Consider the following 25,721-nt stretch of genomic DNA (forward strand, 5'->3'; position numbering starts at 1 on the left):
GTTTGGGCGGTTTAGTTTTTTTCCTCATGGTTTTATCTGTATCGGTTTGGTTCCTGTACGGTTAAAAGACTTGCGGTAAGTCTCAAAACACCTGCATCACTTTTTTATTAACCCTTATTGAAAGGAAAACGCTATGAAACTCGTTAACGTAGCAAAAAAATATGGCAATAAAGTTATTGCTGCAACAGCCCTGACAACCGCTTCCGCCCTGGCCGCTGCCGAAGGCGTCGATTTGTCCGGTATCGGTACGACCGCAGCCGCAGAAATTGCAAAATTTGCCGTAATGGTATCTGCAATTGGTGCTGCCGTTCTTTCGGTTATTGTTTTGATGCAAGGCTTCCGCATGGCCTTTAGCATGGTTAAAACGGCTAAATAACTGAAAGGGTAGGACATGGGGTATCGCGTCGGATTGCAATGCTTTTCTACAACGGAAGAAGCGCATGATTATGTATTGTCTCAAGTCCTACCTACCGTAACGGCGGATGGCAAAGTCGTCCGCCCTTATAAAAACGGCAAAGACTGGTATTTGAACGAGCAGAAAATCAATTTGAGCTTTCCGCAATGCGACATAGCCGAACAAATACAATTCGGCGTATTGGTCGGCGCGCCGTTCATAGTCTTATTGGTGCTTGTATTCGGTATCAGAATGATAAAACGGCTGATTGAATCGGTAACGGAGAATCAAGGGGGTGGAGATGATTGATTTTTGGTTTTTATATGGATTCGGAGCGGTCTGTTTAGCATCGCTGATATTTTTTTGATATTCAAAAAGGGTATAATCCCAACTTTCTGAAACCGTTAAGAAAGTTAGTATTATGCTTCTCAAAAATGAAAAAGATTTTTTCTATATCTCTGAATTTGAATTGGATGAGCTATCTAAACTCTATTTAGATAAACCTTTATCTTATGTTTTTTATTTATTTTTAAAAGAAACTGAATATTTAAAAAAATTCTCAATGAATAAGTGTATGAATTTTTATAATAGAATTGTTTTTGATAAATCCTGTTTTGAAATTCTATTTAAAGATGATTCAGTTTTCAGTATAGGAAATGGCGAAATAAATGTTACGGGGTTTAATAATAATTTTTCTGTTTGTATTCAGCTTTAATTCTTATGCTACAGATTTACAGGTTAGAAACGGCAAGCTAAGTTATCCGTTAACTAAGGAATTTAATGAAAATGGCTTTAGAGCATGGAAAGTAATAGGCGGTGGTATAGAGCAGGAATATCAAGCTAGATTTGATAAAAGTTTACATGTAAGAGATGCTTCAACAGGCTTTAGATCTACCTCAACTGTACCTGTAACATTACAAGCACGAGTATCCCGAAAAGCCGTCTTATCAGGCGCATTTGGCCTGGTAAAAGCAGGTGCAAAACTTGGTTTAAAAGCTGCTCCTTATGTTGGAGCTGCTTCATATGCTTATGATGCCTATCAAGCTTTAAAAGGTGATTTAGAAAAAGAAGGTTTTAAATGGAATGAAGTCAATGAAGAATTCCTAAAAGAATGGCCTGCTAGAAACTGTCTTGTCAATCGAGATAGTGAAGGTAGATTGATAAAGGTCGCGTGTTATGGTGTTGACAGTTCTGTCTTAAGTGCTTACAGAAAAGGCGGTCAAAGCCGAATAGAAGCTGAACAACTTATGCGAGGCCAAATGGAAAAACTAGCAGGTCCATTTTGGGATCAAGAAAAAATTGCATTGGACAAAGAAAGAGGCGAACAATTTTGGGAATTTTATAGCCTTGATGCATGTTATTTTAATATGAATGGTGGAGGTTGTTCTGTGACATATGGAGGTGATGGAAGAAGCACGATTTCATTTCAATTATACATGAGAGACACAGAAGTCCTTGATCAACAAACATTTCTGAAAATCGCTACCCAATCTATCGATGGAAATCCAACGCCATTTGTCAAAGGCACGGGATACCCTGAATATAACGAAAAAGTGTCAGTCCCTGCCGGTACTGTTGTAACCATTGGACCTGTCACCCCCGAAAACGGCAAACCGGTGCAAATCACTATCACTTTCGGCAAAGATTCAAACGGCAATACGACGGCCGAAGTCGCAACTACTCAACGTCCTGATCTTGATCCAGGTAGCCCAGCAGCACCCAATACCAAGCCTGATCCAGATCCTAATCCTAATCCTGATGGAAAGCCCGATAAAAAACCTGATGGTAATCCTGATGGAAAACCCGATAAAAAACCCGACGATAAGCCCGACCCTGATCGCAAAGACGATCCAAAAAAGGACGAAAGACCCAAAGAGGACGACAAGCCAAAAGAAGATGGCGGTTTGCTCTGTAAAGTGTTCCCGAATATTTTGGCATGCGACGAATTGCCCGAAAAAGAAGAACCAAATTTAGAGATTCCTCAAGAAACTATCAATTTGAACTTCACAACTGACAATACCTTTAAAGAGTATGGCGAATGCCCTGCTCCGGTAACGTTTCAGGCTTTGGGCACGGAATATAAAATCAGTCTTGATCCGGCTTGTAATTTAGCTGCCATGATGCGCCCATTTATTATCGCCATGGCTTGGCTGGTGGCTTCGTTCTTTGTGGCCAGAGTTGTCAGAAATAACGCATAGGGGGATTTGATTTATGAGATTTTTAGCTGCTCTTGCTCCATATTTGATAAACCATGTTGTCAAATACATCCTGACTGCCTTAGGGGTTTCTATAATTTCCTATGTTGGTTTTGATGCCCTTATGAGTAATCTTAAAAATCAGTTTATAAGTAGCATGGGGACGATTCCTGCTGGCGCGATCCAAATATTTTATATCGCAGGCGGTGGCGTTGTTTTGAACATCATGTTTGGCATGCTCGCCTTTGTCGTTACGTTTAAAACTCTGTCTAAATTAAGCTTCGGTAAGAAAGGTTAAAGATGGCCGCCATTACTCTGATTACAGGCAAACCAAGAATCGGCAAAACCGCCTTTGCTGTCGAACTGCTTATGTTTGATGACTTCTATAAAGGCCGTAAAATCTTTTCAAACATCAACGGCCTTTTGATAGACCATCATAAACCGCCGGAGGGACATAGCTGGGAAGACATGCATGAATGGCTGAAATGGAAAGAGAATATTGGCTCTGTTGTCATTTATGACGAAGTGCAATATTTATTCCCGACTCGTTCGAGCGGCTCAAAAATGCCTGAAAATGTCGCCTTTTTGAATATTCACGGCCATTACGGTATTGACATGATACTAATCACACAATCGGCCAAGTTGCTTGACGTGAATCTGCGCGAAGTAGTTAACAAGCATATTCATATAGCTGCGAACAAAATGGGCGGTTTAACTAGGCTTGAATGGAATGAAGTAGCTTTAAATCCGACCCAACAGGCAAGAAATGCCTTGTCCAGTTCGCATAAAATTAGACAAGAGGTTTTTGAATACTACAAATCCGCCGAAGTGCATACCGCGCATTCGCACGTTAAATCAAGATGGTATTACGTCATCATCGCCATGTTGTTTATCCTGCCGTGTATCTTAGGTTTGGTCGGATTCATGGGCTATAAGATGTATCAGGGCTATAAAGAAAAAGCAGGAATAACGGCACAGGCCGAAGAAGTAAAAGAAGATACAGGTTTTAAAAATCCGCTTGACCCTGAAAGCCAAAAGGAAATGATGCCGCAAAGCGGAATTCAGGGGCAAAACCTAAAACCTGAAGACTTCGTGCCAACGCTTGCCGAAAAGCCCGAAAGTAAGCCCATTTATAACAGCGTCCGCCAAGTCAAAACATTTGAGTACCCTGTCGGCTGTGTCGATGGCGGTAAAAGCGGATGTACCTGTTACTCAAGTCAGGGAACGCCGTTGAAAGAAATCACTAAGGCAATGTGCAAAGACTATGTCAAAAACGGATTGCCATTTAACCCTTATAAGGATGAGCATCAAACCGTGCAACAGCAACAAACTGCTCCGCAGACAGCCTACACGCCTGAAAATGGCCAAGTGCTTACAATGGGTGGTAAAAGCCCTCAAAACCTGATGTATGACGGCTATGTTGAATCAGGAGAGCAATTCCAACAGCGCGGCGGTATTGTTGGCACTAATTAATTGAGCTGCTTTTTATCGTGTTGATAAAGCCCAAAGGCGTAATCAACACGGTAAAAAGTAGCCATGGGGGTTCGGGGAACACCCCGAAAGTTTAGCGTTAATCCCTGAATGAGCAATTATGCTTATTCAGGGCTTAGCGTTTGACGAAACACTAAGCAAAGCCCACGACTTCGCAAGCACGGCCAAAGCATAAGCTTGAAGCAAAGATAGAAGCGTGGGCTTTCGTACATCTGAAGTTTGAACACTATCTAGGGCGCAACCCGAATTTATAAGGTAAAACACATGTACTTAGGCATAGACGTATCAAAACTCACAATAGATTGCTGTCTCATTTCAGACGGCCAAAACCATGAAAAAAGATTCAGCAACAACCCGAAAGGATTCCAACTACTTACAGACTGGCTAAAATTTCATCAAATGACTTCAGAGCTGCATTGCTGCTGCGAAGCCACCGGAACATATTACGAACCGCTAGCTAATTATTTACATCAGCATTACACCGTTACGGTCGAGAATCCGCGAAGAATAAAAGGGTATGCCATAGCCGAACTTCAACGCAGTAAAACCGACAAGCAAGATGCAAGACTAATCGCACAATATTGTCAGGACCGGAAACACAAACTGAAAGCATGGATACCGCCGTCACAAGAACAAAAACAGCTACAAGAACTCGCCCGATATTTAGACCATCTCAAACAACAACGTGCGACCGAAATAACCAAACTGCACGAAGCACCGGACTACATCGCCCCGCATATCAAAACCACCATTGAAAATCTAAGCGGTCAAATCCGTGACATCAAAAAGCAACTGCTCCAGTTCTACAAGTCTCATACCGATTACAATACGCAACGCAAGCGCCTAAAGACCATTACAGGCATAGGGGAACAAAGCGCAGCAGTATTGCTTTCCGCCTACAAAAGACACCCTTTCTCCAACCAAAAGCAGTTTACTGCCTATCTCGGTTTAGACCCACGCATAAACCAATCAGGAAGCAGCGTAAACGGCAAAAGCCGAATATCGAAAATTGGCAATGCCGACATCAGAAAAAGCCTGTATATGCCCGCCTTAGTTGCTTATCGCTGTAACGTCTTTTCCAGTTTCGTAAACAGATTAAAAGCCAAAGGAAAGCCCATAAAACTCATACTGATAGCAATCATGCGCAAACTTGCCGTGATAGCTTTCAACTTATTAAAAAACGGTCAAGATTTTGAGCCGGAAAGATATAAATGAAAAATTAAACCGGGCTTTCGCCGGTGATTTTTAATTTACTGAAAAATAAATAAAAAAATTAAACGCAAAATTATTTAATATAAAACAAAAAACCCTTAACAAATCAGGGTGCGTATTGTTGTAACTTTAAGAAATGTAAAGTTTATTGATTTTATAATACACTATCTTTGCTATAATCGGCACACTACTGAATATTACATTCGACCTACAAGGATAAATAGATGAAAACACCAGCCCTACTCTCTCTGCTCGGTCTGATTCCATCTGCCGCCTTTGCCGCCCACGGCGTAGGCCTTGGCCAACCACCCAAATATCCGGCCAACTTCACCGCTTTCGAATACGTCAATCCCAACGCTCCCAAAGGTGGTACATTTACCACGCCTTTCCTCGGTGCTTTTGACACACTCAACCCCTTTACCCTCAAAGGCAACCACGAATACGGCATCAGTATGCTGACGCTCGATACCCTGACCGAGCAAAGCATGGACGAACCGTACGCCGTTTACGGCCTGATTGCCGAAGACATCGCCCTGGCTCCGGACGGCCTTTCCGTTACCTTCAAAATCAACCCCAAAGCCAAATTCCACAACGGCGACCCCGTTTTGGCCAAAGACGTTGCCGCTTCATTTAACATCCTGACCAAAGACAAAGCCGCCGCCCCCATGTACCACTTCTACTGGAGCGACGTGGCCAAAGTGGAAACGCCCAACGACCGCACCGTCGTGTTCCGCTTCAAACAGCGCAACTCAGAATTGCACATGATTCTTGGCAGCCTGCCCGTCTTCTCGCATAAAAGCTATCCTAAAGGCCTGGCCGCCGCACCAAACAGCCTGCCAATCGGCTCCGGCCCCTACCGTTTTGCCAAAGCCGAAAACGGCCGCATCAGCGAGTTTGTCCGCGATAAAAACTACTGGGCGCAAAATCTGCCCGTGCGCAAAGGCCGCTACAACTACGACCACATCCGCATCAAATACGTCAAAGACGAAGTTGTCCGCATCGAAGGGCTGAAAGGCGGCCAATATGACTTCGTACAAGAAAACGTCGCCCGCAACTGGGCGCGTGCCTACTCCGACGAAGTCCTCAAAAAACGCAATCTGTCCAAACACGAATGGGTACAAAACAGCACAGCCGGCATGCAAGGCTTCGTCATCAATATGCGCCACAAGCCCTTGGACAATATTTACGTCCGCCGCGCCTTGATTGAAAGCTTCGACTACGAAAGCGTCAACAGCCGCATCTTCTACGGCGCATACCGCCGCACCGACAGCTTCTTCACCAACAGCACCATGGCCGCAACCGGCAAGCCTGACAGCGCAGAAACCGCATTGCTCAAATCATTGGGTACCAAGCTGCCCGACGGCGTATTGGATCAAGACGTCCCTATGCCGCCGGTTACCGACCCCAAACTGGGCGTGCGTCCGAACCTGCTCAAAGCACGCGCCCTGCTTGAAAAAGGTGGCTATCAATACAAAAACGGCAAAGCAGTCGACAAACAAGGCAAACCGCTGACCTTTGAATTCCTCGCCCCAAGCAAAAACTACGAACGCATTACCGCCAAATGGCAGCGCGACCTCGCCAAAATCGGCATCACCATGAACGTGCGCACCGCCGATTCCGCCGTGTACCAAAAACGCATGAACGACTTCGATTTTGACGTGACCACCGGCTACTACGGCAACAGCGAAAGCCCCGGCAACGAGCAATACGACTACTTCAGCTGTGCCGCCGCCAAAACCGAAGGCAGCCGCAACCTATCCGGTGTCTGTCATCCTGCGGTTGAAAAACTGCTGACCCATTTCAACAGCTTTACCAACCGCCAAGAGCTGCAAACCACCTCGCGCGCGCTCGACCGACTGATCCGCCATCAATACACCATCGTTCCAAACTGGTTCGCCGACCGCTACCGCGTCGTGTACCGTAACGATGTCGGCATTCCGTCCAAGCTGCCGAAATACTACGACCCCATCACCTTCGCCATGACCGCAGGTTGGAAGAAAAAATAGTCGCATTTCGACAACACGTCCAAGCGTCTGACAAGCCCTTGGCGTGTAGTCCTGAGCATAGAATTATAAAATCTTGTTGTTTGTTTAAAAACAATCAATCGATTGATTCCAAACAAACATAAAAGAAAAAACAACTTAAAACCAAATCAAAGGCCGTCTGAAACATCCGTCAGCAAAATCATCTGCAACGGAACATTTCAGACGGCCTTTTCGTCTCTTTTCAATCCATTTCACAACCGAAGCAAACTATCGAAAATAAACAAAAAAATTGCAAAACAATGCCCTCAAATTTTACAAAACCGTGTACACTGCAAGGTAAGAGTTTGAATTATAAGGTTAATCTTAATAAAAACTACAATCATCCAAATTTAACCCAAATCAAGCATTCATATAACAGACAAAAGGAACAATAATATGGAAATCAAGCGTCTCTCTACCATTCTCAAACTGATTGCCAACCCCGAACGCATGGCCATCCTTTTTCTGCTGCTTGACGGCGACCGCAGCATTACCGAATTAGCACAGGCGCTCGACTCCTCCCCGACCGGCATCGCCAACCACCTCGCACGCCTGCGCACCGAAGGCATCATCGATTTCACGCGCTACCACCGCATCATCGAATACCGCCTCATCTCCGAAGAAGCCACCACCATCCTCAATACCCTGCGCACGCTCAAAGACCAAGCAGAATAAACAAATTATTCCACATCACAACATCAAGGCCGTCTGAAACACCAGCTTTCAGACGGCCTGTCACTTTCAGCCCATATCGAAAAATAAACCAATCCGCTATACAATACCGCTCATTCCCACAGGCGCAATCCGCCGTCTTCCCTCCCAACAGCACACACGGAAACATCATGAAAATCGCCACTTGGAACGTCAATTCCCTCAACGTCCGCCTGCCCCAAGTACAAAACTGGCTGGCCGACCACCAAGCCGACATACTCGCCTTACAAGAACTCAAACTCGACCAAGACAAATTCCCGGCCGCCGCCCTACAAATGATGGGCTGGCACTGCGTCTGGAGCGGCCAAAAAACCTACAACGGCGTCGCCATCATCAGCCGCCACGAACCGCAAGACGTACATTGCGGCCTGCCCGCCCTACCCGACGACCCGCAACGCCGTGTCATCGCCGCCACCATCAACGGCGTGCGCGTCATCAACGTCTATTGCGTCAACGGCGAAGCACTGGACAGCCCAAAATTCCAATACAAAGAGCAATGGTTTGCCGCATTGACAGAGTTCGTCCGTGCCGAAATGGCCGCCCACCCCAAACTCGTCCTGCTCGGCGACTTCAACATCGCCCCGTCCGATGCCGACTGCTACGACCTCGAAAAATGGCACGAAAAAATCCATTGCTCCTCCATCGAAAGACAATGGTTTAAAAACCTGCTCGACCTCGGCCTGACCGACAGCCTGCGCAAAATCCACCCCGAAGGCACGTTCTACACCTGGTTCGACTACCGCGGCGCCATGTTCCAACGCAAACTCGGCCTGCGCATCGACCACATCCTCTGCAGCCCCGAACTCGCCATCACCCTTACAGACGTCACCGTCGACCTAGAAACCCGCGCCCAAGAACGCCCCAGCGACCATGCACCGGTTATTGCAGAGTTTGACTGTTAGATTTTGAATGAATAAACAATAAGGCCGTCTGAAAACTGGATTTCAGACGGCCTTTATTCCAAAAGTTTTCAGACCACGTTTGAAATTGTCTGAAAGTTTGAAACAATGGTTTGAACACCAAAACACGTGTGCGTGCGTACCGCACACACCCTGCACGTTGGCTTTGAAGTTTCGCGTAATTCACAGGTAGGGTGAGTGGTGCAGCCACGCACGCTGTTGGTGGAGATGCAGGCTACGGCTTGCTGCCGTTTATTGGTTACAACCGTAAAAAAGTAAGTGCCGCCATTGCGGTAAAAATGACGGTATTTCATAGTGTTATGCCCGGAATGATTTTGTAGCAACTGTATTTTTCACCCCGTCGGGCAAAAATACAGTTGCTACTGCTGGCTTACAGATTTGTTCGGCGGGTTAATCGGCAATGACGAATGCCTTACTTTGATGTGCGGCTGTTTGCGTTTGAGCAGGTGGCGGAACACTTCCACTTTCCGGCAGTCGGTGGTGCGCTCGTAATTCGTGCCCAAAATCACTTCGTCCAGCTTGGTGCAGACGTTGCCGTATTCCAAAAAAGCGGTGTTGGTATCGGGACAATACTGCACTTTGTCCGAGCCGATTTCTTCGATTTGCAGCAGGCGGAATTCTTCTTCGTCGCGGAATGCGTGGTCTTTAAACAGATAGCGGATGTATTCCAATGCGGCTTTGTTTTCTTGGGATTCTTCCCTGTTTTGCTTGGTGTCTTTGAAATAATCGCACAAGCCGATTAAGGCCGTCTGAAACTGCGCTTTTCTCACTCCATGCCAATCTTGGTTGTCGCTAATCGGCTTTAAGCGGACGCCGAAAACCGGATCGCCGTCCATCACATCGTATTCTTTATCCTGCGTATATTCGTCGCGGTAAAAAATATAGGCAATTTGGTACAGCGGCAGGTTTTCAGACGGCCTTTGCGCCGTGGTTTCTTTTACAACGCTACCCGTGAATCCGTCTTGATCGTTCAGGCGGCGGAAAGACGCATCGAGGTCGGGCTCGTGTATCCAATTGCCGCGCTTGTTGAACACCAAGCAGCAGCCCGAGGCTTCGACGTTGCCGACTTTTCCGTACAGGCGGAACTGGTTTAAATCGTTTACCCGCGAAGAAAAGCAGGAAAAAAAGGCATTGTAGGGGCTGAATTCCGACAGGTTTTCCAAATCCGGTTCCTGAATGCCCAGCAGGTCATACAGGCTTTTGCCTTCATACGGGTCGTTCATATAGGCCGAGCTGTTCATTCTCATTTTGCCGGCAACGATGTTTTCCTGATTGGCCTGTTTTTGTCCTATGCCCAATAATTTTTCGCATACCGTCGGGCTGGTGTAATGCGCCAGAGGTTTGTCAAATTCAATCGGGTCTATGCTCAATACCGCTAAAACCGCAGCAATGTTTTCTTTTAGACAGCCGTTTATCTTTTTATTTTTAGACAATTTTTGTTGGATATGCTCTTGTTTGGATTTGAAGTAGTTGTCGTAATTTCCTTTTGCAAAATCAAGTTCTCTGAAATCACGTCTCAGCTTCGAAATCACTTGCTTTTTGAAAGACTTATCTTTTGACTTTTCTACTAGCTTGGATACTTCATCAAAGCATTTTTCTGCTTCGGACAAATAATCTTCGCTTTGCTCTATGTTGCCTTGGTTTTGCTTGGCCTGTTTCAAATAACAACGTCCCAGCCAGACTTGGGCATTGGCTTGTTTTTCAATACCCTTATCGCTGTTTAATTTTTCCAATTGTTCAGCCTGTGTCAATTGCGCTTGAAAGTGTTTGTAGGCCTTGTCAAACGAGATTGCATTGTCAGTTTGAAGTGCCTGCTCGAAATAACAACGCCCCAGCCAAAATTGGGCTTTGGCTTGTTCTTCAATGTCCTTATCGCCACCTAATTTTTCAGCCGATTCCAACCATTCTTGAAAATACCTGCGGGCATCGTCAAACAAAGCTGCGTTGCCGGTTTGAAGCGCCTGCTTAAAATAACAATAACCCAGCCAAGATTGGGCATTAGCCTGTTTTTCAATGCCCTTATCTCCGCTTAATTTCTTAGTACATTCCAACTGTTCTTGAAAATACCTGCGGGCATCGTCAAACAAAGCTGCGTTGCCGGTTTGAAGCGCCTGATTAAAATAACAATAACCCAGCCAAAATTGGACATTAGCTTGTTCTTTAATACCCGTATCGCCGTCTAATTTTTTAGCTAATGCCAATTGTTCTTGATGGTGCTGACGAGCCTTATCAAACAAGGCTGTATTACCAGTTTGAAGTGCCTGTTCCAAATAACAACGCCCCAGCAAAAATTGGACATCAACTTGTTGTTGCGGATCGTTTGTTGTATCTAAAGCCTCATTCAGCTTTTGAATGGCTTCGGTGTATTGTTTAGCGTTAAAGAGTTCATGGCCTTGCTTAATTAAATCGTTTTCCATCACTTAATCCTTTATTTATCCCTATTGTTCGGCTTTCTCAACTCAAGCGCTTTGTGCGCGGCGGTTAACCGCTGTGAAATCAAATCAATGCGCTCCATCCCAATCCTTACCCACCCCCACTTCCGCCACCAGCGGCACATGCAACAGCCCGCCGTCCACTTCGGCCATCACTTTCGGCAGCATTTCTTTTACGGTTTCCAATTCCGATTCAACCACTTCCAATACCAATTCGTCGTGCACCTGCATAATCAATTTGCTCTTCAGGCAGTCCCACGGGGAGGCTTCGCACTCTGAAAGCCAGCGGGCCACGTCTATCATGGCGCGTTTGATGAGGTCGGAGGCGGTGCCTTGCATGGGGGCGTTGATGGCGGCGCGTTCGGCTCCGGCGCGGGCGTTGGCGTTTTTGTTACGGATGTCGGGCAGGTAGAGGCGGCGGCCGAACAGGGTTTCGACGAAGCCTTGTACGGCGGCTTGTTCTTTGGTGCGCTGCATGTATTCGGCAACGCCGGGATAGCGGGCGAAGTAGCGGTCGATAAAGTTTTTGGCGGAGATGTTGTCGATGCCCAGCGATTTGGCGAGACCGTATTGGCTCATGCCGTAAATCAGGCCGAAGTTGATGGTTTTGGCATAGCGGCGTTGTTCGGACGAAACGTTTTCGGGCGCGATGCCGAACACTTCGGCGGCGGTGCGGCGGTGTACGTCTTCGCCGTTTTGGAAGGCGGCCATCAGGGTTTTGTCGCCGGAGAGGTGCGCCATGATGCGCAGCTCGATTTGGGAATAGTCGGCGGAAACGATGACGCTGCCTTGCGGTGCGGTGAAGGCGCGGCGTACGCGGCGGCCTTCGGCGGTGCGGATGGGGATGTTTTGCAGGTTGGGGTTGTTACTAGCGAGACGGCCGGTAATGGCGACGGCTTGGGCGTAGGTGGTATGCACGCGGCCGTCTTTGGGGGAAATCATTTCGGGCAGTTTGTCGGTGTAGGTGGATTTGAGTTTCGCCAGACTGCGGTTTTGCAGGATGATTTTGGGCAGGGGGTAGTCGGGTGCGAGCTGTTCGAGCACGGCTTCGTTGGTGGAAATGCCGCCTTTGGCGGTTTTTTTCAGGCCTTTGGTGGGAATGCCCATTTTGTCAAACAGGATTTCTTGCAGCTGTTTGGGCGAGTTGAGGTTGAACGGCTGGCCTGCGGCGGCGTAGGCTTCTTGTTCGAGTTTCATCAGCTCGGCGCCAAGTTCTGCGCTTTGACGGGCGAGTTCGGCACGGTCGATTTGTACGCCGTTGCGTTCCATTTCAAACAATACCTGCGCGACGGGCAGCTCCATTTTTTCATACATTTCAAGCTGTTTGGCGTCCATTTGCGCGCGCAGGTGCGCTTCGAGGCGCAGAGCGAAATCAGCGTCTTGGGCAGCGTATTCGGTCGCCTGCTCGATGGCGACGTCGGCAAACCCGATTTGCTTCGCGCCTTTGCCGCACAGCGATTCGTAGGTAATGGTTTCCAAGCCCAGCCAGCGTTCGGACAATTCATCCAAGCCGTGTCCGAGATGGCTCTCGATGATGTAGGAAGCGAGCATGGAATCGCCGGCAATGCCGTTCAGGGCGATGCCGTAGTTGGCGAAAACGTGTTGGTCGTATTTGAGGTTTTGCCCGATTTTTTTCAGGGCGGGGTTTTCCAAATGCGGTTTCAGACGGCCTAATACGTCTTGCAAATCAAGCTGTTCGGGCGCGGCGGTCAGGCTGTGCCCTACGGGGATATAAACCGCTTCGCCTGCTTGGAACGCGATGCTGATGCCGACCAGCGAAGCGTTCATCGCATCTAGGGATGTAGTTTCTGTATCGATGCCGATTGTGTCTGTCTGCGATAGTTTGTCTAACAAGGTGGCAAACTGCGCTTCAGTGGTAACGGCTTGATAATCCAGCTTTTCAGGGGCTGGGGCAAGTTCGGGTTGTTTTTCCGGCTGTGTTTCCATCGCCAATGCAGCTTGTTCGCCGATATGCTCGCTGCCGAACAAATCTGTGTTTTGCGCTTCGTGCATACGGCTTTCCGCTTCTTTCAGCCAAGTGCGGAAGCCCCAGCGTTTGAAATCGACCGCAAGCTGCGACCATTTCGGCGAAGTGCGGCGCAGGCTTTCGAGGCCGTCTGAAAGCTCGGTGTGCAAGTCCACATCGGTTTTAATCGTTACCAAATCATACGACAGCGGCAGTTGGGGCAGCGCGGCTTGCAGGTTTTCGCCGACCTTGCCCTTGATTTCCGCAGCGTGTTCCATCACACCAGCCAGCGAGCCGTAAGCTTCCAGCCACTTCACCGCCGTTTTCGGGCCGCATTTCTCCACGCCCGGCACATTGTCCACCTTATCGCCCATCAGCGCGAGATAATCGCGGATTTGGTCGGGGCGTACGCCGAATTTCTCCTTCACGCCCTCAATGTCCAGCGTTTCGCCGCTCATCGTGTTCACCAGCGTAACGCGCTCGTTCACCAACTGCGCCATATCCTTATCGCCAGTGGACACCACCACGTTCCACCCCGCTTCGCCGGCCATCTCCGCCAGCGTGCCAATCACGTCGTCCGCTTCGACTTGCGGAATCACCAGCACCGGCCAGCCCATCAGCCGCACCAAATCCGGCAAGGCTTCCGCCTGCGGGCGCAAATCGTCCGGCATCGGCGGGCGCGTTGCCTTATAGTCGGGGAACATCTCGTGGCGGAAATTCTTGCCCTTCGCATCAAACACCACCGCACAATAATCGTGCACATAATCCGCCCGCAGCCGGCGCAGCATGTTCAACACGCCATACATCGCCCCCGTCGGCGCACCGTCGGGTGCAGACAAATTCTGCCCCATAGCATGATAGGCGCGGTAAAGATAAGAAGAGCCGTCAACGAGAAGGAGTGTGGGTTTGTTGGACATAGAGAACCTGCTGTGTGTATGAAAATAATGTACTGATTATAAAGGAAAAGTCCGTCTGAAAACCGAAAATCAAGTTTCAGACGGCCTGTTTATATGAGCATTTTGATAAACCCTATTATTTTAAATGTTTAAGAATTTAACTCTATTGAAATCTCAATAAATTAGAAATTATCTAATCTGTTTTATTGATGCTGGAAAAGATTTAAAAAAACTATTTTACCAGCATAACAAGGCTAACTGCTTGACCAGAATCTATCAAAAATTCAATCATAACCGTGATTATATCGTCTCGACTCCTGCTTATCTATCGACATTTCAATACCAAATTGCTTATCTTCAGGCAAATAAAAAAGCACAACATTTCGTTGTGCTTTTTCTTGATGAACCCACATTACTTGTTTTTTTGCGAACGAAGGTAATCCAAAGTTTTCAGCTGAGCAATGGCTGCTGCCAATGCTTTGTGCGCTTCGGCCAAAGATTTTTCGTCTCTGGCTTCAGAAACACCTGTTTCGGCTGCTTTTTTAGCTGCTTCAGCACGCGCCTGATCCATTTCTGTACTGCGGACGGCAACGTCTGCCAATACGGTAATCTTATCAGGCTGTACTTCTAAAACTCCACCGGAAACAGCAACCAGCACTTCTTCAGCTTCACCCGGAACAGTCAAACGCAATGCTCCGGGGCGTACCAAACTCATAATCGGCTCGTGTCGTGGATAAATACCAAGCTCACCTTGAACGGTCGGAATCACCACAAAGCTGGCCTCGCCCGAATAGATGTTTTGCTCGCTACTAACCACTTCAACTTGCATGGTGCTCATGCCGGCCTCCTTAGTTTAAGGTTTTCGCTTTCTCAGCCGCTTCTTCAATGCCGCCTACCATGTAGAACGCTTGTTCAGGCAGATGGTCGTATTCGCCGTTCAAGATGGCTTTAAAGCCGGCGATGGTGTCACGCAATGGAACGTATTTGCCTGGAGAACCGGTAAATACTTCGGCAACGTGGAACGGTTGAGACAGGAAGCGTTGGATTTTACGGGCACGCATCACAGTCAGTTTGTCTTCGTCAGACAATTCGTCCATACCCAGAATGGCAATAATGTCGCGCAATTCTTTGTATTTTTGCAGAGTAGACTGTACACCGCGCGCTACGTCATAGTGCTCTTGACCCAATACCATCGGATCCAATTGGCGTGAAGTAGAATCAAGTGGGTCAACTGCCGGGTAAATACCCAAAGATGCAATATCACGGCTCAATACGACGGTGGCGTCCAAGTGGGCGAAAGTTGTCGCTGGAGACGGGTCAGTCAAGTCATCCGCAGGTACATATACGGCTTGGATGGAAGTAATGGAACCGGTTTGGGTAGAGGTAATACGCTCTTGCAAACGACCCATTTCTTCAGCCAATGTCGGTTGGTAACCCACTGCAGAAGGCATACGGCCCAACAGTGCAGATACTTCAGTACCGGCCAGAGTGTAACGGTAGATGTTGTCAACGAAGAACAATACGTCGCGGCCTTTACCGTTTTCGTCTTTTTCGTCACGGAAGTATTCGGCCATAGTCAAACCGGTCAAAGCAACGCGCAGACGGTTGCCTGGAGGTTCGTTCATTTGGCCATACACCATGGCTACTTTATCCAATACGTTGGAATCTTTCATCTCGTGGTAGAAGTCGTTACCTTCACGGGTACGTTCACCCACACCTGCGAACACGGACAGACCGCTGTGCGCTTTGGCGATGTTGTTGATCAATTCCATCATGTTCACGGTTTTGCCCACACCGGCACCACCGAACAGACCTACTTTACCGCCTTTAGCAAACGGACACAGCAAGTCGATCACTTTAATACCGGTTTCCAACAATTCGGTAGTTGAAGACAACTCGTCGAATTTCGGAGCAGTTTGGTGAATGGCACGGCTCTTGTCGGTATCGATCGGACCTGCTTCATCAACAGGCGTACCCAATACGTCGACAATACGACCCAATGTACCTTTACCTACCGGCACAGTAATTGGCGCACCAGTATTGCTTACAGACATGCCGCGTTTCAGGCCGTCTGAACTACCCATTGCAATAGTACGGACAACGCCGTCACCCAGAAGCTGTTGAACTTCCAGAGTCAGACCGTTCTCGTCCAATTTCAGGGCATCGTAAACATGCGGGATAGCGTCGCGTGGAAATTCCACGTCAACCACCGCACCAATAACTTGTACGATTTTGCCTTGGCTCATTATCGTATCCTAATTTCCTGTTCAGGCTTCAGACGGCATTAAACTGCCGCTGCACCTGCTACAATTTCTGACAATTCTGTGGTAATCGCAGCTTGACGCGATTTGTTGTACACCAAGCGCAATTCTTTAATGGCATTGCCTGCGTTGTCGGTTGCGGCTTTCATCGCTACCATACGCGCGGCTTGTTCAGATGCCATGTTGTCGCTCAATGCCTGATAGACCACAGACTCTAAATAGCGGCGAACCAAATATTCCAATACGGCGATAGGACTCGGCTCGTAGCGGTATTCCCAAGCAAATGAAGAATGACCCGCTTCGTCGTCAATAACGTTTTCACCGATAGGCAGCAAAACTTCCATACGCGGCTCTTGGCGCATTGTATTGACGAAACGTGAGTAAACCATATGGATACGGTCTAATTCATGCTTCTCATAACGTTGGAAGATTTCGGTCAGAGGGCCGAGCAGCAATTCCATTTTTGGGGTATCGCCCAAATTGGTTGCGCTGGCAATAACATTCAAACCGATGCTTTGGCATGCAGCCAAACCTTTACTACCCAGGCACACGACTTCGACTTCGATGCCTTGTTCCTGATACTCTTGAACTTGCGCCAAAAACTTTTTCAGTACGTTTGCGTTCAAGCCACCGCACAAACCTTTATCCGAGGTAATCAAAATGAAACCGGCACGACGCACTTCACGGTGCGGCTCCAACAATTTGATACCATGATCGGCATTAGTCTGTGCAAGATGGCTCATCACTGTACGCACTTTTTCGGCGTACGGACGCGCTAAGCGCATCCGGTCTTGAGTCTTCCGCATTTTAGAGGTCGACACCATTTGCATCGCTTTAGTGATCTTTTGGGTATTTTGAACACTACGGATTTTGGTGAGAATCTCTTTTCCGACTGCCATTTCAGACTCCTTTCATCTCAATACTTATGCTTGGTAAGCGTAAGAAGATTTGAAAGATTTCATGGCTTCGGTCAATGCTTTTTCGCTTTCGTCAGACATTGCGCCTGATGCATTAATCGCTTCTAGAACCTCAGGATGTTGCGTACGTACGAAACTCAAGAATTCTGCTTCGAAAGCCAAGGCTTTGGATACCGGAACATCTGCGTAAGAACCGTTGTTGATCGCCCACAAAGTCAATGCCATTTCGGCAGTGTTCAATGTGCTGAATTGTTTTTGTTTCATCAATTCAGTAACCACTTCACCATGTTGCAACTGTTTGCGTGTTGCTTCGTCCAAATCGGAAGCAAATTGCGAGAACGCCGCCAATTCACGGTATTGTGCCAACGCCAAACGGATACCGCCACCCAGTTTTTTGATAACTTTGGTTTGTGCTGCACCACCTACGCGCGATACGGAAATACCGGCATTGATTGCAGGACGGATACCGGCGTTGAACAAGTCGGTTTCCAAGAAGATTTGGCCGTCTGTAATCGAAATTACGTTGGTTGGTACGAACGCTGATACGTCACCGGCTTGTGTTTCAATAATCGGTAATGCAGTCAGAGAACCGGTTTTGCCTTTTACTTCGCCATTGGTCAGTTTTTCAACTTCGTTTTCGCTGACGCGAGCCGCACGTTCCAACAAACGGGAGTGCAGATAGAATACGTCGCCAGGATATGCTTCACGACCGGGAGGACGGCGCAACAGCAGGGAAATTTGACGGTATGCAACGGCTTGTTTAGACAAGTCATCGTATACGATCAGTGCATCTTCACCGCGGTCACGGAAGAATTCGCCCATGGTACAACCGGAGTAAGGGGCGATGTATTGCAGTGCAGCGGCTTCAGAAGCAGTTGCAGCAACCACGATAGTGTGTTCCATCGCGCCATGCTCTTCCAATTTGCGTACTACGTTGGCAATAGAAGATGCTTTTTGACCGATAGCCACATAAATACAGATAACGCCTGTACCTTTTTGGTTAACGATGGCATCCAGTGCTACGGCAGTTTTACCGGTTTGACGGTCACCAATGATCAACTCACGTTGGCCACGACCAACCGGAACCATAGAGTCAATGGCTTTCAGCCCGGTTTGCATTGGTTGGTCAACCGATTTACGCGCAATCACACCTGGTGCAATTTTTTCGATTGGAGCAGTCAATGTTGTGTTGATTGGACCTTTACCATCGATAGGACGACCCAATGCATCAACTACGCGGCCAACCAGTTCGCGACCGATCGGCACTTCCAAAATACGGCCGGTACAGGTAACTGTATCGCCTTCTTTAATGTGTTCGTACTCACCCAACACTACGGCACCGACGGAGTCACGCTCCAAGTTCATGGCCAGACCGAAAGTGTTACCGGGGAATTCGAGCATCTCACCTTGCATCGCGTCTGACAAGCCATGAATGCGCACAATGCCGTCTGTAACAGAAACAACGGTACCACGGGTACGCACTTCTGCATCGACGGACAGATTTTCGATTTTGGCTTTAATCAAATCGCTAATTTCAGCAGGATTAAGCTGCATGAAAACTCTCCTAATTTGTCATAGTCGCATACAAAGCATTCAGTTTGCCTTGTACGGACAAATCCAAGACCTGATCACCCACTTCTACTTTGATGCCGCCAATTAATTCAGGGGCAACTTTAGTTACCACATCCAATTTGCTGTTGAAGCGTTTTGTCAGGATATCGGTAACATCGGCCAGCTGCTGAGAACTGAGCTCATACGCGCTGTAAATTACTGCCGATTTCGTATTGTTGTGTATCAAGGTCAAATCTTGATATTGGGCATAAATTTCCGGCAATACCAGCAAACGCTTTTGCTCGGCCAAAACGGTAATGAAATTTGCCAATTCGACATTTTTGATACCGACAAGACCTTTGAGCGTTTCTGCTTTTTCGGAAGCTCCCGTTTCCGGTTGCTCGATGAAAGCAATAACTTTCTCATCTTGAACAACCGCTGCGAGTTCTTTCAGTTCGCCCAACCAAGACTCGATTTGGTTTTTTTCCTGAGCCAGACTAAACAATGCTTTCGCATAAGGCCTGGCAATCGTTGCGAACTCTGCCATAAGATTACAGCTCCTGTTTTAAGGCACTGAGCAAATCTGCATGTTTGGAAGCATCAACTTCTTTACGCAAGATAGATTCCGCACCTTTAACAGCCAGTGTAGCAACCTGTTCGCGCAACACTTCGCGCGCACGGTTAACTTCTTGCTCCACGTCAGCTTTTGCTTGGGCTGCAATGCGTGCTGCTTCATGAGAAGCTTGCTCTTTGGCTTCTTCTACAATTTTTGCAGCACGTTTTTCGGCGTTAGCAACCATTTCGGTTACCTGATTACGCCCTTCGGCCATAAGTTCTGCAACTTTTTTCTCTGCCTGCTCAAAATCGCTCTTACCGCGCTCGGCAGCAGCCAAGCCCTCGGCGATTTTTGCGGCACGCTCATCCAATGCTTTGGCAATCGGAGGCCATACGAATTTCATCGTAAACCAAACCAAGCCAAAGAAAACTAGGATTTGCGCAAATAAGGTTGCATTAATATTCACGTTACTTAACCTTCGTATCTGGGTTAATCAAACAGACCATAAGCCTGTATCTGAACGGATCACTCCGTCTTGATTACGCAGCACCAAACGGGTTAACGAAGGCGAACAACAGGGCAATAGCCACACCGATCAAGAAGGCCGCGTCGATCAGACCAGCGATCAAGAACAGTTTGGTTTGCAGAGGACCGATCAGCTCAGGTTGACGGGCAGAAGATTCCAAGTATTTAGAACCAACCATTGCGATACCGATAGAGGCACCCAATGCACCCAAGGCAACGATCAAACCACATGCGATAGCAATCAAACCCATTTTTAAACTCCTTAAGATAGTAAAGGTTAAACTACAAAAACAAACTACGAAAAAACTACTTGATTAGTGTGCATCATGCGCTTGTCCGATGTATACGAACGCCAACGCCATGAAAATAAATGCCTGCAAGGTGATAACCAAAATGTGGAAAATCGCCCAAGCCAAACCGGCAATCAGGTGGAACACAAATAAAATTGGATCCAAAGTCTCGATACTGCCGGTTGACGCCCATGCACCACCCAACAAAGCGATCAGCAGGAACACCAGCTCACCGGCATACATATTACCAAACAACCGCATACCGTGGGATACGGTTTTGGACAAAAACTCTACCAAGTTCAACAGAAAGTTGGCCGGAGCGAGCATCGGGCCAAAAGGTGCGCTGAACAATTCGTGAATCCAACCGCCAAAGCCTTTGATTTTGATATTGTAATAAATACATACCAACAATACGCCGATTGCCAAAGCCAAAGTCGTATTCAAGTCAGCAGTCGGTACAACGCGCAACAGTGCATGATGATTACCGGTAATGCCTTGCCATGCCATCGGCAGCAAATCAACCGGCAACATATCCATGGCGTTCATCAGGAAAATCCAGACAAACAGGGTCAAACCCAAAGGCGCAACGGCTTTACGCGATTGTTCGTTATGAATAATACTCTTACACATGTTATCCACGAATTCGAACAAAATTTCAACAGCTGCTTGAAAACGACCAGGCACGCCAGCCGTTGCTTTTTTGGCACCGCGCCACAAAAGGAAGCTGCCGATTACGCCTAACAGAACAGCAAAAAAGATTGCATCAAGGTTAATGAACGAAAAATCAGCGATGTTTTTCAGTCCTTGACCCTGAGTAACATCCGACATACTGGTCAAGCTTTGCAAGTGGTGCTTGATGTAGTCGGCAGCGGTCATAGTTTCACCTGCCATAGTGTTTCACTCTCAACAATACTAAAAAAACCAAATGACTGACACTGAGTAACCCCAATAAGAATGGGAAAAATACCAGCGATTGATGCCATATCGCAAAAACGACCGACATAGATACCAGCGACAGCACTACTTTTAAAACCTCTCCACCGACAAACATCGACCTTTGCAGATCGGGATTTCGTCGGGAAAACTTTAAAAGTAAAACTGCAACAAGGGTAGGCAAAATGTACGAAAATCCTCCCGCCAAAGCAGAGAGGAGGCCGGGCAATCCGGAGAATAACGCACAAACAACTGAAATTATTAACAATACAACTACTTGCAATGGGACTATTTGATTCATTGTACTTCACACCCCAAAACGCAAGGTAAATTAATATAATCAAGAAGTTTGTTAACGTCAAGCAATATGTTAATCTTTGTGAACCTTTCACAGATAAATGATTAACACATATAAAACAAATCTTTGCAGGAACGGAGTTTAACACAAATTACATGTTGCTACACAGATTTTATAGAAGATTTTGATTTGTATTGTAAACATCTGTACGACCAGTCCTTTTATCAAAAATTCAGGCCGTCTGAAATTTTTTTCAGACGGCCTGTTTATAAAACCGTTAAAACTCTTGATTGATACCCAACTGCTTCAGCAAGTATTCAAATGTTTCCGGCGTATCAAAATGCAGTACGATTTTGCCTTTTTTCTGATTGCTGGTTTTGACTTCGGCATTGACACCCAAACGCTCGGTCAAGGCATCATTGATACGGCGGATATCCGGGCTGATGGTTTTGGCTGCTTCCGGTTTGGCTTTTTGATGCGCCAACTGACTGCGACGTTCTACTTCGCGCACCGACCAACCGTTTTTGACGGCTTTTTGCGCCAACTCCAATTGGTCAACCACATGCAAGGTCAGCAACGCACGGGCATGACCCATTTCTAGACGGCGTTGATAAAGCATTTCCTGAACCGGCTCAGGCAGGCTCAACAGGCGCAGGCTGTTGGAGATGGCACTACGGCTTTTACCGACGGCTTTTGCGATGGTTTCGTGAGTCAGGCCGAATTCATCTGCAAGACGTTTCAAACCTTGCGCTTCTTCAATTGGATTGAGGTTTTCACGTTGCAGGTTTTCAATCAAACCCATAGCCAATGCAGTTTCGTCGCTAATGGTCTTGATAACGACAGGAATTTCGGTTAAACCGGCCAACTGGGAAGCGCGCCAACGGCGTTCGCCGGCAATCAATTCATATTGAGACAGACCACGTTCGCGTACGATAACCGGCTGGATAATGCCTTGCGCTTTAATGGAATCGGCCAATTCCTGCAAAGCTTCATCATCAATTTGCACACGCGCCTGATAACGGCCGGGCTGAATATCGGCGATGGCAACCGTTGTCAGGCGGTCGCTACTACTGCTGTCCACTGCATTGGAAATCAGCGAATCCAAACCGCGTCCCAATCCACCTTTTGCTTTTGCCATATTGTTTTCCCTTTCAGACGGCCTCATTGTTGAAATGACGTATTCTATCGGATATTGCCGCTTTACGACAATTTGAATCACGATGATTTGACTATTGCCATTTATTTACGGAGCGAAACCGCAAACACGCCCCTTAAAGCGTTGCTTAAGCGGATTTCTTCCGCGTTTTCCAACATGGTACGCGTGATGTGTGTTTCCCTTATCGTATCCGCACCTAAATATAGCTGCAGTTGCCTCAATACCGCTTGGCGCATCACCCCGTCCAAAATGTCCAAATCCAAAGACGGCGTGAGCCATTGTCCTTGATATTTGACGAACACATTGCTTCTTCCACCCTCTAACAAAAGGCCGTCTGAATTGAAAAACAGACCGTCAAATGCGCCCTGCTCTTCTGCCGTTTTCCACGCTTGGTCAAAAATTTCACGGCGCGTGGTTTTGAAGCGGCGTAGATAATCGCGTTGGCTTAATGTGTGTTCACTCAAGATAACGTATTGCTGCCCATCCAATTCGGAAACAGCCGCATGACTCAATACAAGACCGTCTGAAAACAAAGCGGCTTTGACTCTAAATAACCCACTTGGCAACGCATCTATATAGTGTTGGATTTTCTCTATTGTATTTTCAGGCCAAGTCAGGTTGAGCGCTTGCGCCGAGCTGTTCAGACGGCCTAAATGCAAATCAAGCAAACGGCATTGTCTATCTTCCACACGCATGGTTTCAAAAATACCGAAATCAGGCCGCAATTCATTCAGAAAACGCGCTTTCCAACCGCACTCGCGATATTCGGCTTCAGGATCGCTATCAATCACAATCCCCGAACCCACGCCATAAACGCCTTGATAAAGGCCGTCTGAAACCGGTTTCAGGGATAAGGTACGAATCACAACATTAAATACGCCTTCAAATCCCAAACCCGTATCGCACGGATGCAAAAAGCCGATGCTGCCTGTGTACAAACCGCGCGGTTCGGATTCAAGGGACTCAATAATCTGCATACTCATTCGTTTAGGCGCACCGGTAATACTGCCGCACGGGAAGGCTGCACGGAGAATATCAGCAACCGAAACATCAGGCAGCGCCTGCGCCTCGATGGCACTGGTCATCTGCCAAACGCTGCCGAAACGGGAAACTTTAAACGGTTCAGGCACGCGTACTTTGCCCGTTTGCGCGATTTTGCCGAGGTCGTTGCGCAACAAATCGACAATCATCACATTTTCGGCGCGATTTTTCGGGTCGTTTCGCAATTCAACGGCGCGGCGCTCATCTTGTCCGTCATGAAGAATCGGCGCAGTGCCTTTCATCGGCTCGGTTGTGATCAGGCCGTCTGAATCGATTTTGAGGAAAAGTTCGGGAGAAAAACACAAAGTCCACGCGCTCTGCCCTGCCCTGTCGGGCAGACAAGACAAAACGGCATACGGCACAGGCTGGCGCAAACGGCGGTAAAGTTGAATCGGATTACCGTAAGTTTGCAGGTGCAGGCGTGCGGTGTAATTGATTTGATAGGTATCGCCGCGGCGGATGGCTTCGTGGATTTGGTTGATATGCTCGAGATAATCGGCTTCAGATACGGAGAATCGGGGAGTGGAGATGCCTGCCTCAAGGCCGTCTGAATGATTGTCTAGCCAGCTTTCGGCATCGATTTCAGAATAATCGGCAAACCAGTGCAAACGCAAATTGCCACTGCGCGCGGATGAAATATCCATCAGTGGCAATCCGAATTCGTAGTCTGCAAACAACACTGCATACAGGCCTTTTTTCCAACCTGCCTGCAAAACATCATCCAACGACGCCAGTTCGTTATGATGAAAAAGGCAGCTTTCCACATGATTTTGATAGAGTTTTGCACGACCGCTTAACGCATCGTCGAACAGGGCGAAATAAGGCATGATGTATTATACAAATAGGCTGATTATACGCTGTTTTTACAAAAATTATCAAACAAGCCGGAAAAAATCGCTTATGTGTAATTTTATGTAGGCTAACACAGCATAAAGAGGTAAAATCAAGTCATACCACACCATATCATTTAAAACTTAATCGATAAGGAGACTTTATGGCAGACCACCAATTAGAACCGTTCGAGAATGTTGAACTGGGCGAGAAACAAGACCAGCTGCAAGTATTCGAAAAGGCTGTTTTGGAACACGAAGGACGCGGCACTGACGAAGATTCCAGCAGTGCACCGCTTCCTGCCAACTACCCGTACAAACAACGTATGCGCCGCTCTGTTTACGAAAAAGAAAAACAGAAGCTGCAAATCGAATTGTTGAAAGTACAAAGCTGGGTTAAAGATTCCGGTCAGCGTATCGTCAGCCTGTTTGAAGGCCGCGATGCAGCCGGTAAAGGCGGTACCATCAAACGCTTTATGGAACACCTGAATCCGCGTGGCGCGCGCGTGGTTGCTTTGGAGAAACCGACCACTACCGAACGCGGCCAATGGTATTTCCAACGCTACATCCAAAACCTGCCGACCGCAGGCGAAATGGTATTCTTCGACCGCTCATGGTACAACCGTGCCGGCGTAGAACGCGTAATGGGCTTCTGCGAACCTAACGAATACCTGCTCTTCATGCGTCAAACCCCTGAATTGGAACGTATGCTTGTTGCCAGCGGCATCCATCTGTTCAAATTCTGGTTCTCCGTATCCCGTGAAGAACAACTCCGTCGCTTCATCTCACGTCGTGACGACCCGCTGAAACACTGGAAACTGTCTCCTGTGGATATCCAGTCGCTCGACCGCTGGGACGACTACACCGAAGCCAAAAACGCCATGTTCTTCCACACCCACACCGGCGACGCGCCTTGGGTCATCATCCGTTCCGACGACAAAAAACGTGCACGTTTGAACTGTATCCGCTACTTCCTGCATCAGCTGGACTATCCGGGCAAAGACGTGAAAGCCATCGGCAAAGTGGACGAGAAAATCGTTTTGGTTCCCGATACACGTTACAAAGACAAAACTGTCGATCTCGGACACGATTAATTTGTAACATTACCAAAGGCCGTCTGAA

Annotated in this window: 24 protein-coding genes and 1 pseudogene; 11 read left to right on the plus strand and 14 right to left on the minus strand. The window is 47.5% G+C overall.

What is annotated here, in order from left to right; translation table 11 throughout:
* The first annotated feature begins 133 nt into the window (after positions 1–133).
* The 10 genes from ACTHSQ_RS06670 (at position 134) to xth (ending at position 8,929) form a co-directional block, all read left to right on the plus strand.
* Positions 134–376, plus strand: coding sequence for a hypothetical protein (locus tag ACTHSQ_RS06670; protein ID WP_440371092.1), 243 nt, complete (start codon positions 134–136; stop codon positions 374–376).
* Positions 377–391: 15 nt separating this feature from the next.
* Positions 392–703, plus strand: a complete 312-nt coding sequence (locus ACTHSQ_RS06675) for a hypothetical protein (RefSeq protein ID WP_440371091.1) — start codon at positions 392–394, stop codon at positions 701–703.
* A 112-nt stretch (positions 704–815) separates the two neighbouring features.
* On the plus strand, positions 816–1,109 hold the full coding sequence (locus ACTHSQ_RS06680; protein WP_083311705.1) for a hypothetical protein: 294 nt from the start codon (positions 816–818) through the stop codon (positions 1,107–1,109).
* On the plus strand, positions 1,063–2,592 hold the full coding sequence (locus tag ACTHSQ_RS06685) for an IgG-binding virulence factor TspB family protein (RefSeq protein WP_440371090.1): 1,530 nt from the start codon (positions 1,063–1,065) through the stop codon (positions 2,590–2,592). The genes ACTHSQ_RS06680 and ACTHSQ_RS06685 overlap by 47 nt, the downstream gene beginning before the upstream one ends.
* Positions 2,593–2,605: 13 nt before the next feature.
* Positions 2,606–2,887 carry a DUF2523 family protein gene (locus ACTHSQ_RS06690; protein ID WP_440371089.1) on the plus strand — a complete coding sequence of 94 codons (282 nt, stop codon included), beginning with the start codon at positions 2,606–2,608 and terminating at the stop codon, positions 2,885–2,887.
* Between the two features lie 2 nt (positions 2,888–2,889).
* Positions 2,890–4,062 (plus strand): zonular occludens toxin domain-containing protein, encoded by a 1,173-nt coding sequence (locus ACTHSQ_RS06695; RefSeq protein ID WP_440371088.1) that lies wholly within the window; start codon positions 2,890–2,892, stop codon positions 4,060–4,062.
* A gap of 282 nt (positions 4,063–4,344) precedes the next feature.
* On the plus strand, positions 4,345–5,295 hold the full coding sequence (locus tag ACTHSQ_RS06700) for an IS110 family transposase (RefSeq protein ID WP_440371087.1): 951 nt from the start codon (positions 4,345–4,347) through the stop codon (positions 5,293–5,295).
* A gap of 221 nt (positions 5,296–5,516) precedes the next feature.
* Positions 5,517–7,298, plus strand: coding sequence for an extracellular solute-binding protein (locus ACTHSQ_RS06705; protein ID WP_049350828.1), 1,782 nt, complete (start codon positions 5,517–5,519; stop codon positions 7,296–7,298).
* Positions 7,299–7,712: 414 nt separating this feature from the next.
* Positions 7,713–7,991 carry an ArsR/SmtB family transcription factor gene (locus ACTHSQ_RS06710; protein ID WP_003683896.1) on the plus strand — a complete coding sequence of 93 codons (279 nt, stop codon included), beginning with the start codon at positions 7,713–7,715 and terminating at the stop codon, positions 7,989–7,991.
* Between the two features lie 167 nt (positions 7,992–8,158).
* Complete coding sequence (gene xth / locus ACTHSQ_RS06715; RefSeq protein ID WP_049350827.1) at positions 8,159–8,929, plus strand: exodeoxyribonuclease III; 771 nt, start codon at positions 8,159–8,161, stop codon at positions 8,927–8,929.
* 239 nt (positions 8,930–9,168) lie between these two features.
* Here the strand turns inward: xth and ACTHSQ_RS06720 are convergent.
* From ACTHSQ_RS06720 to ACTHSQ_RS06785, 14 genes and pseudogenes are all read right to left on the minus strand, one after another.
* Positions 9,169–9,240, minus strand: a pseudogene (locus ACTHSQ_RS06720) (REP-associated tyrosine transposase); the annotation flags it as partial.
* 66 nt (positions 9,241–9,306) lie between these two features.
* The gene (locus ACTHSQ_RS06725) at positions 9,307–11,364 is read right to left on the minus strand and encodes a tetratricopeptide repeat protein (RefSeq protein ID WP_308112160.1); all 2,058 of its coding nucleotides are present in this window, start codon (positions 11,362–11,364) and stop codon (positions 9,307–9,309) included.
* A gap of 84 nt (positions 11,365–11,448) precedes the next feature.
* Positions 11,449–14,262, minus strand: coding sequence for a DNA polymerase I (gene polA, locus ACTHSQ_RS06730; protein ID WP_440371086.1), 2,814 nt, complete (start codon positions 14,260–14,262; stop codon positions 11,449–11,451).
* 391 nt (positions 14,263–14,653) lie between these two features.
* Positions 14,654–15,079, minus strand: a complete 426-nt coding sequence (locus ACTHSQ_RS06735) for a F0F1 ATP synthase subunit epsilon (RefSeq protein ID WP_440371085.1) — start codon at positions 15,077–15,079, stop codon at positions 14,654–14,656.
* Positions 15,080–15,089: 10 nt separating this feature from the next.
* Positions 15,090–16,487, minus strand: coding sequence for a F0F1 ATP synthase subunit beta (gene atpD / locus ACTHSQ_RS06740; RefSeq protein ID WP_063076780.1), 1,398 nt, complete (start codon positions 16,485–16,487; stop codon positions 15,090–15,092).
* Positions 16,488–16,525: 38 nt separating this feature from the next.
* Positions 16,526–17,401, minus strand: coding sequence for a F0F1 ATP synthase subunit gamma (gene atpG / locus ACTHSQ_RS06745; protein WP_315039539.1), 876 nt, complete (start codon positions 17,399–17,401; stop codon positions 16,526–16,528).
* Between the two features lie 24 nt (positions 17,402–17,425).
* Positions 17,426–18,973, minus strand: coding sequence for a F0F1 ATP synthase subunit alpha (atpA, locus tag ACTHSQ_RS06750; protein WP_003683922.1), 1,548 nt, complete (start codon positions 18,971–18,973; stop codon positions 17,426–17,428).
* A gap of 10 nt (positions 18,974–18,983) precedes the next feature.
* A complete protein-coding gene (locus tag ACTHSQ_RS06755; RefSeq protein ID WP_003683778.1) occupies positions 18,984–19,517 on the minus strand; it encodes a F0F1 ATP synthase subunit delta in 534 nt (177 codons plus the stop codon).
* A 4-nt stretch (positions 19,518–19,521) separates the two neighbouring features.
* Positions 19,522–19,992, minus strand: a complete 471-nt coding sequence (locus ACTHSQ_RS06760; RefSeq protein WP_003683705.1) for a F0F1 ATP synthase subunit B — start codon at positions 19,990–19,992, stop codon at positions 19,522–19,524.
* Positions 19,993–20,065: 73 nt separating this feature from the next.
* Positions 20,066–20,302, minus strand: a complete 237-nt coding sequence (gene atpE, locus ACTHSQ_RS06765; RefSeq protein ID WP_003676106.1) for a F0F1 ATP synthase subunit C — start codon at positions 20,300–20,302, stop codon at positions 20,066–20,068.
* A 63-nt stretch (positions 20,303–20,365) separates the two neighbouring features.
* Positions 20,366–21,232, minus strand: coding sequence for a F0F1 ATP synthase subunit A (gene atpB, locus ACTHSQ_RS06770; protein WP_036472483.1), 867 nt, complete (start codon positions 21,230–21,232; stop codon positions 20,366–20,368).
* Complete coding sequence (locus ACTHSQ_RS06775) at positions 21,222–21,575, minus strand: ATP synthase subunit I (protein ID WP_440371084.1); 354 nt, start codon at positions 21,573–21,575, stop codon at positions 21,222–21,224. The genes atpB and ACTHSQ_RS06775 overlap by 11 nt, the downstream gene beginning before the upstream one ends.
* Positions 21,576–21,849: 274 nt before the next feature.
* Complete coding sequence (locus ACTHSQ_RS06780) at positions 21,850–22,710, minus strand: ParB/RepB/Spo0J family partition protein (protein ID WP_039863743.1); 861 nt, start codon at positions 22,708–22,710, stop codon at positions 21,850–21,852.
* Between the two features lie 101 nt (positions 22,711–22,811).
* Complete coding sequence (locus ACTHSQ_RS06785) at positions 22,812–24,596, minus strand: chorismate-binding protein (RefSeq protein ID WP_440371083.1); 1,785 nt, start codon at positions 24,594–24,596, stop codon at positions 22,812–22,814.
* A 167-nt stretch (positions 24,597–24,763) separates the two neighbouring features.
* Between ACTHSQ_RS06785 and ppk2 the strand changes: the two genes are divergently transcribed.
* A complete protein-coding gene (gene ppk2, locus ACTHSQ_RS06790) occupies positions 24,764–25,693 on the plus strand; it encodes a polyphosphate kinase 2 (protein ID WP_070583865.1) in 930 nt (309 codons plus the stop codon).
* Positions 25,694–25,721: the final 28 nt, after the last annotated feature.

Origin of the sequence: Neisseria sp. P0009.S008 (assembly GCF_051958615.1) — a bacterium.
GTDB lineage: Bacteria > Pseudomonadota > Gammaproteobacteria > Burkholderiales > Neisseriaceae > Neisseria > Neisseria subflava.